We start from the raw sequence: 12,248 nt of genomic DNA, 5'->3' as shown, positions 1-12,248 counted from the left end.
TCCTATCCCTTCTTGACCAGGTTCTCCAGCTTCTTCACCGCCACGTCCGGATCCTCCTCATAAGCGATGGTTCCGGCAAAGCGGCCCTGCGAATCCAGCAGGAAGACGGAAGCGGTGTGATCCATCGTATAGTCGCCATTCGGTTGCTTATCGTCGACCGGCACTTTCTTGGCATAGACACGGAAGCCCTTGACCATATCCATCACCTTGGCGGGGTCTCCAGAAATTCCGGTGATGCGCTTCGATACGTTGGAGACATATTGGTCCATGATGGCGGGCGTATCGCGCTCGGGATCAACAGTCACGAAATAGGCATTGAGTTTGCTCCCGTCGGGATCCACTTTCTGCAGCCAGGCATTCAGCTCGAACAGCGTCGTCGGGCAGACATCGGGGCAATGGGTATAGCCGAAGAAAACAGCTGACGGCTTGCCGCGGAACGCCTGCTCGCTGATCGGCTGGCCGCTCTGCGAAACGAGGGTAAAGGGCACGCCATAAGGCCCAGATGACGTGACTTCCGGCGACTTGCCGCCGCCAAAGCTAAACCAGCCCAATAGTCCGGCCACGATCAATACGGCCACCCAAACTGCAATCCGCACGCTTCTCATGAATGCTATTCCTCACCGATACGGACAATTGCGCCGAAAGCACGGTGCAATCGACCTGCTAGCCGATGTAACGGCTCGAAGTGGAGGACGCAATTCAAGAAGATGTTCAGAGGAGGCCGAAATCGTCGCAGTATGTGGTTCCGGGGTTTTCCAAGCCTTGATCGCTCCATTTCGCCGCTCTTCTTGGGCCGGAGAAACAAAATCTGTTTTCATGTTAAACCAATCCTAACCAGTCCGCGCCAACATCTGCAGCAAAGGCCGAATTCGACCTCACTCGCCGCCCGAAAGCGCGGCAAACCTCTTTATTCCAGAAGGGCATGACGCCCGCCGGAACGCCAGGCGTATCTTTCGCCGAAGCACCGGACGCTGCCGCTGCCCAAGCCGCTCCAGCCGATCTCTCTCTTCAATCGCGAGCGTCGCTTGCGCGGCGATGCCAAACGGGAAGTTCTCGAATATGACGAACGCCATCAAGCAATCGGGCACCTATCTGGAAATCGTCTCCTTTCACCTTGGCGATCAGGAGTTCTGCATCGACATCATGGCCATCCGCGAAATCCGTGGCTGGGCTCCTGTGACGCCGATGCCGCATACGCCGCCTTACGTGCTCGGCCTCATCAACCTGCGCGGCGCCGTGATCCCGGTCATCGACATGGCCTGCCGCCTCGGCATGAAGATGACGGAACCTTCGGAGCGTTCCGCAATCATCGTCACGGATATTGCCGGCAAGCTGGTCGGCCTGCTGGTCGAACAGGTCTCGGATATGATGTCGATCAAAAGTGAAGATCTGCAGCCAGCTCCGGAAATCATCCCCGAAGCACAGCGCGCCTTTTGCCGCGGTATCGTGGCATTAGAAAAGACCATGGTCTGCTTCCTCAACCTCGATACGGTCATTGCGGATCAGTTGGCACAGGCAGCCTGATTTCAATAAGTTAGCTTACCCAAAGAAGATCGCCCTGGAGCCAAGCTCCAGGGCGATCGCTTTTTATACAACCGGTTTTGGCAGGGGTGTAGCCAATCACACGGTCTTGCAGGCCGTGAACAGGGGCGAGAGTCGCCTCCCTGTTCGCCTTCGAAATTGCATCAAAAAGGTGCAAACCGAAAGCAACTAGAAGGAATTCGACAACCCAAGAGTATGACTTTTTTTGGTATTATCTTTCTACGGGTTATTTTTGAGGTACGTCGATACCGTTATTTCGGCTTGCCATTCTTCCACGTAACCTGCTGGCCGAACAAGGGGATCGTCGAAATGGCCATCTTGGCAGAGCCATCCGTCAGCTGGCGCGAATGGATAAGATAGACGAGCGTGTCATTCTTCTTATCGTAAATGCGGGTGACAACCAGCTTCTTCCAGATGAGCGAAAGCCCGGCACGAAATACCTCCTCACCGCTCTGAGACAGGTTGATATCACCGATCTCGATCGGACCGGTTTGACGGCAAGCGATGGAATTATTGGAAGGATCTTCGAACCAGTTGCCCTTGCGCAACCGGTCGATCACGCTGCGATCGAAATAGGTCACATGGCAAGTGATGCCCGAGACTTCAGGGTCCGGCACGGCATCGACCAGAATATCATTGCCCGTCCAGTCCACCCCGACCTTGCCGACAATTTCGGCGGAAGCGGAAATTGGGGTTACGGCCAGAAATGACGCGGCAATGGCGGCAAAGAGTTTGGGGGAACGCATCGATCATCCTCTAACAACAGGCGCCGGGAGCAAGAGCGGCATGGCTAAGGTAAGATGGTCCATGAGCGATGCAAGATGGGACGCCTATATCCGCGTGCAACGCTTCGCGATCGATGCTGCGGCGATCCACACAATGGACGCCGCCGCCAAAGCAACGGCGTCCGAACACATGCAGGCAGTGCGTCATCTCACTTCTGGCTGATTGCGACCGTTCCGGTTTCCAGCAGCGACTTGAGGTTGGACAGGATCTTCGGCCAGCCACCGGAGACCGCCTCGATAAACTTGGAGTTTTCAACCTCGATCGTGTGGGCAACGGTCAGCTTCACCACACCGTCCGACGGCTCCAGCTCCATCACGCAGCGCGACCAGCCTTCGGCCTTCAGATCCGGACGCCACTCATTGCGCCAGTTGATCGCGAGCCGCCGAGGCGGATCGAACTCGGCAATCTCTCCCGCATCGGCAACCCGGCCATCCGGAAAGAGCATTTTCCACGGCGATCCAACCTTCCACTCGGTGTCGTGGACCATATCGAACCAATATTGCTTGATGAATTCCGGCGTGGTCAGCGCCGACCAGAGCTTTTCCGGCGTGGTGCGGATGAAGGTGACGTAGACGAATTTGCTTCCAGCCATGCCATTTCTCCTTGTTTGAATTTTATTGCTTCTTGAGCTCAGGGCCCACCCTCGCCTTCCAGCGCCTTTTTCAAGGCCGAAAGCGTATTCAGATGCCGCTGTTCGAACTTGTTGATCCAGCGTTCGGCGATGCCGTTGATCGGGACGGCGTTGATGAAATGCAGCTTCTCGCGTCCATGCTTCTCCGTGGAGATCAGATTGGCCTCCTCCAGAATGGCAAGATGCTTGGCAACCGCCTGGCGGCTCATGTCCAGATCCTCGCAGAGCGCGTTCAGAGTCTGTCCATTGCGCTCATGGAGCCTGTCGAGCAATTGCCGCCGGCTGGCATCCGCCAACGCCTTGAAGACTGCATCATCATCCACGGACATGAAACCATTTGGTTGCCTTTCTTTGTTTATAGGCAACCAAATGGTTGCCTGTCAAGTAATATTTGAAGCGAAATAACCCCATCGCGCCGCGGGGAGACCGCGGTTTCATCTAGGGATTTATCCAGGGAGTGATTGACAACGTCTGCATCGCGTCAGATCATCCGCCCATGATCGCAAACCGCACCATCGTGATGCACCTTCACACCACCTCTCCCCTTGCAGGGCGAGTGGAAGCCGTGTTGCGCTGAGCTGACCGCGATCCATCTCAACCCTGCCGAGGCGAGCAGGGTTGAAGCCTCCTTGCTCTCCTCATCAATATCAAGGAGAGCCCATGTCTTTCGAAGAGCAAGAACCCGCCAAACGACGATCAGGCAAGGTCGGCCCGGTAACGGTCCGTGCAACCCGCCCATCCGATGCCGAGGCAATCGCAATCATCGCCAATCTTCCGGGTTTCCGCGCCGGCACGCTTCGCCTGCCGTTTCAAAGCGTCGAAGACACGCAGCGATGGCTGGACAAGCACGACCCCAGTGCCACCCGCCTCGTGGCGGAGGTGGACGGAAAGGTCGTCGGCAATGCCGGCATGAACCGCCTTGCCGGCCGGCGGGCTCACAGCGCTAGCATTGGCATGGGCGTGCACGACGATTTCACCGGCTGCGGCGTCGGCTCCGCGCTGTTGGGCGCTCTCATCGATACCGCCGATAACTGGCTCGCCATCAAGCGTCTGGAATTGACCGTCTATGTCGACAATGCGCGGGCGATCGGCCTCTACGAGAAATTCGGATTCGAAACCGAGGGGCGTCTACGTGCCTTCGGTTTCCGCAATGGCGAATACGTGGATGCGTTCACGATGGCGCGGCTGAGATTCTAAGCAATCACACGGCGGCGGATATGATTCCGCCGCCGACCATCATCAGCCGATCAAATCCAGCCACTCGTCCTCGGTCATGACCTGGACATTGAACTCCCGCGCCTTGTCCAGCTTCGAGCCGGCCCCCGGCCCCGCTACGACAATATCGGTCTTCTTCGACACAGAGCCGGAAACCTTAGCTCCCAGGCTCTCAGCCTTCGCCTTGGCCTCGTCGCGGGTGAATTTTTCCAGAGAGCCGGTAAAGACGACGGTCTTGCCTGCCACTGGACTGCCTGAGGTCACCGGCTGCTCCGCTTCTTGAGGCTGAACCTCCTCCAAAAGCTTCGCGATTACCTGCGTATTGCGCGGTTCCTTGTAGAATTCAACGATGGCTCGCGCCACCACCTCGCCGATGCCCTCGATATTGTTAAGATCGTTCCACGCGTCGCCGGCAAGCGGCGCGGCTTCCTTCATCGCTGTTTCGAAGGCTTCGTAGGTGCCGTAGGAGCGTGCCAGAAGCTTGGCCGTCGTCTCGCCGACGTGGCGGATGCCAAGCGCGAAGATAAAGCGATGCAGGGCGATCTGGCGCCGCTCGTCGATCGCGGCATAAAGTTTGCCGACACTGACCTTGCCGAAACCTTCGATATTCTCAAGCTTCGTCACTGACGCCTGCTGACGCTTTTCCAGGGTGAAGATGTCAGGCGCGGTCTTTATCTGCAGCGCCGGATCCTCGCTCTCGAAAAAGAAATCGATCTGCTTGGAGCCGAGACCCTCGATATCGAAGGCATTGCGCGAGACGAAATGCTTGAGATGTTCGGTCGCCTGCGCGCGGCAGATAAAGCCGCCGGTGCAGCGGGTGACCGCATCGACCTTGCCCGTCTTCTCATTGATATCGCGTACCGCGTGGCTGCCGCAGACCGGACAGACTTTGGGGAACTCGTAAGGCGCGCTCGACGCCTCCCTCTTCTCGAGCACAACATCGACGATCTGCGGAATGACGTCGCCCGCCCGCTGCACGATCACCATATCGCCGACCCGGATATCCCGGCCATCGCGGATCGGCTCGCCCTTGTTGCCGATGCCCTTGATGTAATCGGCATTGTGCAGAGTCGCATTGGTTACGACAACACCGCCAACCGTGATCGGCTCCAGTCGCGCAACCGGTGTCAGCGCACCAGTGCGGCCGACCTGGATGTCGATGCCGACCAGGCGTGTGAAGGCCTGTTCCGCCGGGAATTTATGCGCAGTCGCCCAGCGCGGCGAGCGCGAGCGGAAACCAAGGCGAGCCTGCAATTCCAGGCTATCGACCTTATAGACGACGCCGTCGATATCATAATCGAGATCCGGCCGCTGCAGGCCGATCTCCTCGTAGTGGCCGAGAATGTCGGCGACCGAACTTAGCCGCTCCATCAGCGGATTAACGGGAAAACCCCAGGATTTGAAGGTCTGCACCATGCCGTATTGTGTGTCGGCCGGCATGTCGGACATCTCGCCCCAGGCATAGGCGAAGAACTTCAGCTTGCGGCTCGCCGTCACCTTCGCGTCGAGCTGACGCAGCGATCCGGCGGCCGTATTGCGGGGATTGACATAGGTCTGCTTGCCCTCGGCCTCCATCTGTGCATTGAGCGCCAGGAAATCGCTCTTGGCCATATAGACCTCACCCCGCACTTCGACGACGGAGGGAGCGCCTGCTGGCAAAGTCTGAGGGATTTCCTTGATGGTCCTGATATTGGCCGTAACATTCTCGCCTGTCGTGCCGTCGCCGCGCGTCGCCGCGCTGACCATGCGGCCATTCTCGTAACGGATCGACATGGAAAGTCCGTCGATCTTCGGCTCGGCAGTAAAGGCGATCGAATTATCCGGCAAGCGACCGAGGAAACGATAGACGCTGGCGACGAAATCCTCGACATCCTCCTGTGAGAACGTGTTGTCGAGCGAGAGCATCGGCCTTGCATGGACAACGGGAGCAAACGTCTCAGATGGCGCGGCGCCGACCCGCCGCGACGGGCTGTCCGCGCGAATCAATGCGGGAAACCGCGCCTCGATCTCGTCGTTGCGCCGCTTCAGCGCATCATATTCGGCATCCGAAATCTCCGGCGCATCCCTGCCATGATAAAGCGCGTCGTTGCGCGCGATCTCCGCAGCCAGGTAGGCAAGCGCCGCGGCCGCTTCCTCCTCGGTCAAATCCTCGACGGGCTTCTGTTCGGTGCTCATGAATCTACACTCCCCGATTTCGAAGATGTTTTAGAGCACTTCCGCGAAAAGTGCGAAGCGGTTTTCAGCTCGGGGCACGTAAAAACAAAGGGAAAAATCTGCAATTCAATTGCCGGACCGATAAAGGTGGCGGCGCTGCTCACGACAACTTTACGCCGTGATCTGTCGTCCTTGGTGTTACAGATGCGGGAAGCATCAGCGTCCAGTTAGCCCAGGTGGAATTCCCTATCCAATTCCTGGGGCAGCGGCTCTTCCGCGTCTATCGCAGAGGATTTAAGGTAGGCTATATTATGAGAAGCACATCTCTGGAAGTGATTGGATCATTGGCAGAAATTCGAAATCACGCATGAAGCACCGTCTTACCGTTCTCTCTATTTTCCTCGTCGTTGCAGTCTTGATCATGAGCTCATTCGTCAGCCGCTCCGCTTTGGGGCTGGTCGTCAGAGCCTGTGAAATCAACTCCACCCTCACAGGCTCACCATATCCGTGCCTCAAGATAGTCCAGTCGCAGGATCCATTGTCTTCATACGTTATTCTTCGCGAGCCGGCTGACAAGGAGCGCACCGTCCTTGCACCGCTCGCCGATGTACCCGGCATCGAAGACCCACGCCTTCTGGTCACGGGAGCGCCGAACTATTTTGAGGAAGCGTGGAAAGAGCTATCAGCAATCGATCCGCGCTCAACGAAGGCTTCGAGACAGAATTTTGCTTTGGCGATAAACGCCGCCAGTTGGCGCACACAAGATCGGCTTCATATCCACATGGGGTGCGAGACACCTCGCTTTCGCGCGCTCTTGAAGGCCCATGCGACGGAAATTGAAAGCGGCCGGTTTACGGACTTGAAGACCCGAGCTGGTTGGTGGGCAACTTTCCATACGGCCGATGACCTTTCGAATTTGAACCCGCTGCAGCTCGTCGCAGATGGTGTCGATGGCGCTCGTTCAAATATGGAAAACGTCGTGGTCGGCGTCTTTGGCGCTGCATTGCCCGACGGGCAGCATGGCTTCTATATTCTGGCAAGAATAAACGAGGCTTACAAATCCCGTGGCTCCGCAGAGGATATGATCGATCCCAAATGCCGGCTCTGATGCATGTCGCTCAGACGCGGATCAAGACCAGCGCTCGCAGAAGGCCTCGATGTCGCTTGACTGAAAATCGGCAAGCCGCTCCATGATGGTTTCGAAAGGCCAATCCCACCAGGCGATGGACGTCAGTCTTTCTGCAATGGTTCGCGTGAAGCGCTCTCGAATGAACTTGGCGGGAATACCACCGACGACAGTATATGGTTGGACATCTTTGCTGACGACCGCGCCCGCTGCAAGCACGGCGCCGTTTCCAGCCTTTACGCCCGGCAAAACAATCACGCCATGACCAATCCAGACATCGTTGCCGATGACAGCGCGGTCTTCCTTTCGCCGATCGAAAAAGGCGTGGTCCCGCACGGCGCCCGCCGCGTAATATTCCGGACAATAGGTGAAACGATGCATGGATGGTCGGTCCATCGGATGATTGGGAGCGCCAATTCTGACCTCTGCCGCAATGGCGCAGAACTTTCCAATCGTTGCGTCACCGACAATGCAGCGCGGCCCCAAGTAAGAGAAATCTCCGAGTTCGGCAGTGTGCAGAGATGTGTCCGCCAAAATCTCACAGCATCTGCCGATGCTCGAATCCCTTATGTTCGCCGTCGGGTGGATGACGGTTTCTGCGATTTTTGGGCGATTGGGTTGTGTGGTTGAGTGCATTGACGGTCTCCGGATTCCGGGCCTGCCTAGCCGGGGACGATGAAGGATATATGACGCAAGACCGTCGAAAAACCGAAGCAAGATGCCGACGGCAGATGACGGGTTCAGGTGCGTTTCAGCGCTATAGTCGCTGAGCTTGCTGCTATGCCCGCTTCGGGCAAGTCGCCACCGGCATCTGCTCCGACAACATCACAGGAGAGATCACCCGTTACCGGCCAGCAAGCGCTTGGCAGCCGCCCTCGCCTCTTCGGTTACCGAAGCACCCGCGAGCATGCGGGCGATTTCCTCGGTGCGATCCTTCGGCTCCATGGTGGCGACGCGTGTGGAAATTTTTTCCGAGCCGTCCGCGACGGGTCCCTTGGAGATCAGGAGATGGGTTGCAGCGCGGGCAGCGACCTGCGGTGCATGGGTGACCGACAGCACCTGCACGCGATCAGACAGGCGCTTCAGCCGCTGGCCGATCGCATCCGCGACCGCGCCGCCGACACCAGTGTCGATTTCGTCGAACACGAGGGTCGGCGCAGAGCCGCGATCGGCAAGCGCAACCTTCAATGCCAGAAGGAAGCGCGACAGCTCGCCGCCAGAGGCGACCTTGGTGATCGGTCCCGGCCGCGTGCCAGGGTTGGTCTGCACATGAAATTCGACAACGTCGATACCCTCGGCTGTCCCAGCTTCTGGATCGCTTGATATCTCCACCATGAAACGCGCACGCTCGAGCTTCAAGGCCGGCAGTTCGGCCATGACGGCTGCGGCCAGAGCCTCGCCGGCATGGTGACGTTTCTCCGACAGATTGCGTGCGGCGACATCATAATCCGCCTTGGCGGCGGAAAGCTCGGCAGCAAGGCGCGCCAGTCGCTCTTCGCCGGCGTCGAGATCGGCTAGATCCGAAATCATGCGTGCGGCCAGGGCTGGCAGTTCCGTTACCGGCACGGAATATTTGCGCGAGGCACCCCGCAACGCGAAGAGGCGCTCTTCGACACGCTCAAGTTCGCGCGGATCATATTCCGTTTTGCGGAGTGCTGCCTCCACTTCCATCTGCGCGTTGGACAGCTGATCGAGAGCAGCATCCAGCAGCGCCACTGTATCCTCTAGAAGACCGGGCGCCTCATGGCTTTTTCGCTCCAGTCGGCGCACCAACGATGCGATATGCGGCACGGGCGATGCGTTGCCATTGAGGAATTCGGAAGCCTCGGCGATATCCCCCGCAATGCGCTCGGCTTTCATCATCCGCGAGCGCTTCTCAGCCAGCTCATCCTCCTCACCATCCTGCGGCGAGAGCTTCTCCAGCTCCTCGACGGAGGCGCGAAGATAGTCCGCTTCACGCGCTGCCTTCTCGACCTGCTCGCGATGCTTCTTCAAGGTGCGCTCGGTATCGCGCCAGATTTTGTGCAGCCTGCCGACCTCCTGCGCCTCTTCGGCGAGGCCGGCAAAGGCATCCAGCAAGGTGCGGTGCGCGTCGGTATCGATGAGCGCTCGGTCATCATGCTGACCGTGAATTTCGACGAGAAGCTGGCCGATCTGGCGCATGAGCTGCACGCTGAGCGCCTGGTCGTTGACAAAGGCCTTGGTGCGGCCATCGGCGGACTGCACACGGCGGAAAATCAGATCGCCGTCATCGTCGATGCCATTTTCGCGCAGGAGCTTGCGGGCCGGATGCTGTGTACCGACATCGAAAACCGCAGTCACCTGGCCGCGATCCTCGCCATGGCGCACGAGCCCGCCATCGCCGCGCCCGCCAAGGGCCAGCGACAGACTGTCAAGCAGGATGGATTTGCCCGCACCCGTCTCGCCGGTCAGCACCGAAAGTCCGGACTCGAAGGCAAGATCCAGCCGCTCGATCAATACGATATCGCGGATCGAAAGCTGGATCAGCATCTGCGCTCAATCTCACGTCCCAAGAAGAAGTTTCTTGCCCGCTCTGGAAATCCAGGAGCCCGAATTTTCGCTCGGCTCCACGCCGCCCTTCTGCAGCAGCTGATAGGAATCCTTGTACCAGCGGCTGTCCGGATAGTTGTGGCCGAGAACGGCAGCTGCCGTTTGCGCTTCGGGTACGATACCCATCGCATAATAAGCTTCGACGAGTCGCGCCAGGGCTTCCTCGATCTGGTTCGTCGTCGGATACTGCTCCACCACCACGCGGAAGCGGGAGATGGCAGCCAGATAATCCTTGCGCTCCAGATAATAACGGCCGATCTGCATTTCCTTGCCGGCGAGCTGGTCGCGGGCAAAGCGGATCTTTTCCTGAGCGTCGCTGACATATTGCGACTTCGGATAGGTATTGACGAGCTTGGTCATCGCCTCGATCGTCTGCTGTGCTGCACGCTGGTCCTGCGTCACGTCGACGATCTGTTTGGCATAGGACGAACCGACCAGATATTGCACATAGTCGGCATCTTCCGAGCCCGGATATTGCTTGAGATAGGTATTGCCGGTCTGTACCGCCTCATCATAACGGCCCGTGCGATACTTCACGAAGGTGCTCATCACCAATGCCTTGCGCGCCCATTCGGAGAAGGGCTGCTGCTGGTTGATGGCATCGAACTTCTTGCCGGCTTCCGTCATGTTGCCGGCCTTGATGTTGGCAAGGCCTTGATTGTAGAGCATCTCCGGTGGATCGGTCTCGACACCGAGCTTGGTGATGTCGATATCCTTTTTCGTATTACACCCCGTCACCACCGCACCGGTACCGGCCAGAAGGAGCGATACGAGCAAAGCCCGTGCTGTGATATTCATGCGTTCAGACCTTGCAAAACCCATCGGATGACTGTCCCATAGCCGTCGTTGCGGAGACGGCGTTCTCTCGCTGGCGTTTCTAGCCGCAAAAACACCATCAGGGCAACGCATTGATGGTGCATTAACGCATTTTTGTGGCAAAGACCGCATATCCGCAGCCTTTAATCACTGTTTTGACAGGGATTTCTCATATCGGCCCGCACCATCCCGCCGCTTCGCGACCGAAGACAAACCCGATGAGTCGTCCGTCAAAAAAAGAGCCGCCCTTCATCAGAGCGGCAGCTTTGTCTCATTTCGATCTCGAAAAAATCACGCCGACCAAGGAGCGAATTCAGGCGCGTTGACCGCAATGAACTCGCGGCCATGACCGCGCTGGCGAGGTGCCGAGGTTTCGACGACCTCGTAAGCGGTCGGATCGCTGAGCAATGCCTTCAGGGCATTCGCATTCATGCGATGGCCGCCGCGATAGGAGCGGTAGCAGCCAATGAATTGTGCACCGGCGAGAGCCAGATCGCCAACGGCATCGAGCGTCTTGTGTCGGACGAACTCGTCCTTGGGATAACGCAGGCCTTCGACGTTGATGACGGTATTGTCGTCCGAAATGACGACCGAATTTTCCAGCGACGAACCCAGCGCATGGCCCGAAGCCCAGAGGGGCTCGACATCGCGCATGAAGCCGAAGGTACGCGCGCGCGACAGTTCCGTCTTGAAGGTCTCGGCGGTCAGATCGCCTTCCCATTTCTGGCGGCCGATCAGCGGGCATTCGAAATCGATCTCGACTTCGAAGCGCGTGCCGTCATAGGGGCGGAACTCGCACCAGGAACCGCCAGCTTCGATCCGCACCGGCTTGATGACGCGGATATAGCGGCGCTTGACACCGAGCGAAACGACACCCGCCTGCTCGATCGCCTCGATGAAGGGATAGGAGCTGCCGTCCATGATCGGCATTTCCGCACCAGACACCTCGACGACGACGTTATCGAGGCCGATCGCGTAGATCGCAGCCATGACGTGCTCGACCGTCGCGACAGAGCGCGCCGGAGAAAAGCCGAGAACCGTGCAGAGATCCGTGTTGCCGACCTGCGAGGAAACGGCACGCAGTTCGGTCACATCGCCATTATCGTGCAGACGCTGGAAAACGACACCGGTGCCGGCTTCGGCGGGGTAGAAGGTGATCGACACATTGGCACCGGAATGAACGCCAATACCGGAAAGTGTCACAGGGTTTGCAATGGTGGTCTGAAAACCAAGCAATCCAATTGCCATGTAATTCTGCCTTCGTCTATCTGATCCAGGCCGGGCGGTCATCTTCGGACGCTTACCCTTATCGCCGGTTCAGTCTGTTAACTATGCCACGCACCTCACATACATTCGTCTCCGAATGTGATTCAGCGGGCTTGCTTGATATCTACATACGCGCCAGGG

Annotated in this window: 13 protein-coding genes; 4 read left to right on the top strand and 9 right to left on the bottom strand. The window is 58.1% G+C overall.

Annotation, left to right across the window (positions count from 1 at the left end; all coding sequences use genetic code 11):
- Positions 1-2 precede the first annotated feature (2 nt).
- Entirely contained in the window at positions 3-605 is a 603-nt protein-coding gene (locus GDN47_RS04390) for an SCO family protein (RefSeq protein WP_113332923.1), read from the bottom strand.
- Between the two features lie 454 nt (positions 606-1,059).
- Here GDN47_RS04390 and GDN47_RS04385 point away from each other — a divergent pair, with 454 nt between their 5' ends.
- Positions 1,060-1,524: a chemotaxis protein CheW gene (locus GDN47_RS04385; RefSeq protein ID WP_069612836.1), complete on the top strand. Its 465-nt coding sequence runs from the start codon at positions 1,060-1,062 to the stop codon at positions 1,522-1,524.
- A gap of 269 nt (positions 1,525-1,793) precedes the next feature.
- On the opposite strand, the gene GDN47_RS04380 is transcribed toward GDN47_RS04385, so the two are convergent.
- Positions 1,794-2,288, bottom strand: coding sequence for a CreA family protein (locus GDN47_RS04380; RefSeq protein ID WP_113332922.1), 495 nt, complete (start codon positions 2,286-2,288; stop codon positions 1,794-1,796).
- Between the two features lie 61 nt (positions 2,289-2,349).
- On the opposite strand from GDN47_RS04380, the gene GDN47_RS31895 reads away from it, so the two are divergent.
- The gene (locus GDN47_RS31895; RefSeq protein ID WP_173002439.1) at positions 2,350-2,490 is read left to right on the top strand and encodes a hypothetical protein; all 141 of its coding nucleotides are present in this window, start codon (positions 2,350-2,352) and stop codon (positions 2,488-2,490) included.
- Here GDN47_RS31895 and GDN47_RS04375 read toward each other — a convergent pair.
- Both GDN47_RS04375 and GDN47_RS04370 read right to left on the bottom strand, forming a co-directional pair.
- Complete coding sequence (locus tag GDN47_RS04375) at positions 2,477-2,920, bottom strand: SRPBCC family protein (RefSeq protein WP_113332921.1); 444 nt, start codon at positions 2,918-2,920, stop codon at positions 2,477-2,479. The genes GDN47_RS31895 and GDN47_RS04375 overlap by 14 nt on opposite strands.
- A 38-nt stretch (positions 2,921-2,958) precedes the next feature.
- The gene (locus GDN47_RS04370; protein WP_210296560.1) at positions 2,959-3,288 is read right to left on the bottom strand and encodes an ArsR/SmtB family transcription factor; all 330 of its coding nucleotides are present in this window, start codon (positions 3,286-3,288) and stop codon (positions 2,959-2,961) included.
- Between the two features lie 331 nt (positions 3,289-3,619).
- On the opposite strand from GDN47_RS04370, the gene GDN47_RS04365 reads away from it, so the two are divergent.
- A complete protein-coding gene (locus GDN47_RS04365; protein ID WP_113332920.1) occupies positions 3,620-4,156 on the top strand; it encodes a GNAT family N-acetyltransferase in 537 nt (178 codons plus the stop codon).
- A gap of 42 nt (positions 4,157-4,198) precedes the next feature.
- Here GDN47_RS04365 and ligA read toward each other — a convergent pair whose 3' ends face one another.
- The gene (gene ligA, locus GDN47_RS04360; protein WP_152092653.1) at positions 4,199-6,349 is read right to left on the bottom strand and encodes an NAD-dependent DNA ligase LigA; all 2,151 of its coding nucleotides are present in this window, start codon (positions 6,347-6,349) and stop codon (positions 4,199-4,201) included.
- A gap of 427 nt (positions 6,350-6,776) precedes the next feature.
- Between ligA and GDN47_RS04355 the strand changes: the two genes are divergently transcribed.
- Positions 6,777-7,436 carry a CDP-diacylglycerol diphosphatase gene (locus tag GDN47_RS04355; protein ID WP_233789755.1) on the top strand — a complete coding sequence of 220 codons (660 nt, stop codon included), beginning with the start codon at positions 6,777-6,779 and terminating at the stop codon, positions 7,434-7,436.
- 21 nt (positions 7,437-7,457) lie between these two features.
- Here GDN47_RS04355 and GDN47_RS04350 read toward each other — a convergent pair whose 3' ends face one another.
- From GDN47_RS04350 to lpxC, 4 genes are all read right to left on the bottom strand, one after another.
- Positions 7,458-8,090 (bottom strand): LbetaH domain-containing protein, encoded by a 633-nt coding sequence (locus GDN47_RS04350; RefSeq protein WP_152092847.1) that lies wholly within the window; start codon positions 8,088-8,090, stop codon positions 7,458-7,460.
- A 201-nt stretch (positions 8,091-8,291) separates the two neighbouring features.
- On the bottom strand, positions 8,292-9,965 hold the full coding sequence (gene recN / locus GDN47_RS04345; RefSeq protein ID WP_113332916.1) for a DNA repair protein RecN: 1,674 nt from the start codon (positions 9,963-9,965) through the stop codon (positions 8,292-8,294).
- 12 nt (positions 9,966-9,977) lie between these two features.
- Entirely contained in the window at positions 9,978-10,847 is an 870-nt protein-coding gene (locus tag GDN47_RS04340) for an outer membrane protein assembly factor BamD (protein WP_173002438.1), read from the bottom strand.
- 285 nt (positions 10,848-11,132) lie between these two features.
- Positions 11,133-12,089, bottom strand: coding sequence for a UDP-3-O-acyl-N-acetylglucosamine deacetylase (gene lpxC, locus GDN47_RS04335; protein WP_152092651.1), 957 nt, complete (start codon positions 12,087-12,089; stop codon positions 11,133-11,135).
- Positions 12,090-12,248: the final 159 nt, after the last annotated feature.

It is taken from the genome of Martinezella dioscoreae (assembly GCF_009176305.1).
Taxonomy (GTDB): Bacteria; Pseudomonadota; Alphaproteobacteria; order Rhizobiales; family Rhizobiaceae; genus Rhizobium; species Rhizobium dioscoreae.
This window is presented reverse-complemented; position numbering and strand designations above follow the sequence as displayed.

Excerpts from the sequence above, each read along its gene's own strand:
- GDN47_RS04380 (WP_113332922.1), bottom strand. The coding sequence starts at position 2,288 with ATGCGTTCCCCCAAACTCTTTGCCGCCATTGCCGCGTCATTTCTGGCC.
- GDN47_RS04385 (WP_069612836.1), top strand. The coding sequence starts at position 1,060 with ATGACGAACGCCATCAAGCAATCGGGCACCTATCTGGAAATCGTCTCC.
- GDN47_RS04375 (WP_113332921.1), bottom strand. The coding sequence starts at position 2,920 with ATGGCTGGAAGCAAATTCGTCTACGTCACCTTCATCCGCACCACGCCG.
- GDN47_RS04370 (WP_210296560.1), bottom strand. The coding sequence starts at position 3,288 with ATGTCCGTGGATGATGATGCAGTCTTCAAGGCGTTGGCGGATGCCAGC.
- GDN47_RS04340 (WP_173002438.1), bottom strand. The coding sequence starts at position 10,847 with ATGGGTTTTGCAAGGTCTGAACGCATGAATATCACAGCACGGGCTTTG.
- GDN47_RS04365 (WP_113332920.1), top strand. The coding sequence starts at position 3,620 with ATGTCTTTCGAAGAGCAAGAACCCGCCAAACGACGATCAGGCAAGGTC.
- recN (WP_113332916.1), bottom strand. The coding sequence starts at position 9,965 with ATGCTGATCCAGCTTTCGATCCGCGATATCGTATTGATCGAGCGGCTG.
- ligA (WP_152092653.1), bottom strand. The coding sequence starts at position 6,349 with ATGAGCACCGAACAGAAGCCCGTCGAGGATTTGACCGAGGAGGAAGCG.
- GDN47_RS04390 (WP_113332923.1), bottom strand. The coding sequence starts at position 605 with ATGAGAAGCGTGCGGATTGCAGTTTGGGTGGCCGTATTGATCGTGGCC.
- GDN47_RS04350 (WP_152092847.1), bottom strand. The coding sequence starts at position 8,090 with ATGCACTCAACCACACAACCCAATCGCCCAAAAATCGCAGAAACCGTC.
- lpxC (WP_152092651.1), bottom strand. The coding sequence starts at position 12,089 with ATGGCAATTGGATTGCTTGGTTTTCAGACCACCATTGCAAACCCTGTG.
- GDN47_RS31895 (WP_173002439.1), top strand. The coding sequence starts at position 2,350 with ATGAGCGATGCAAGATGGGACGCCTATATCCGCGTGCAACGCTTCGCG.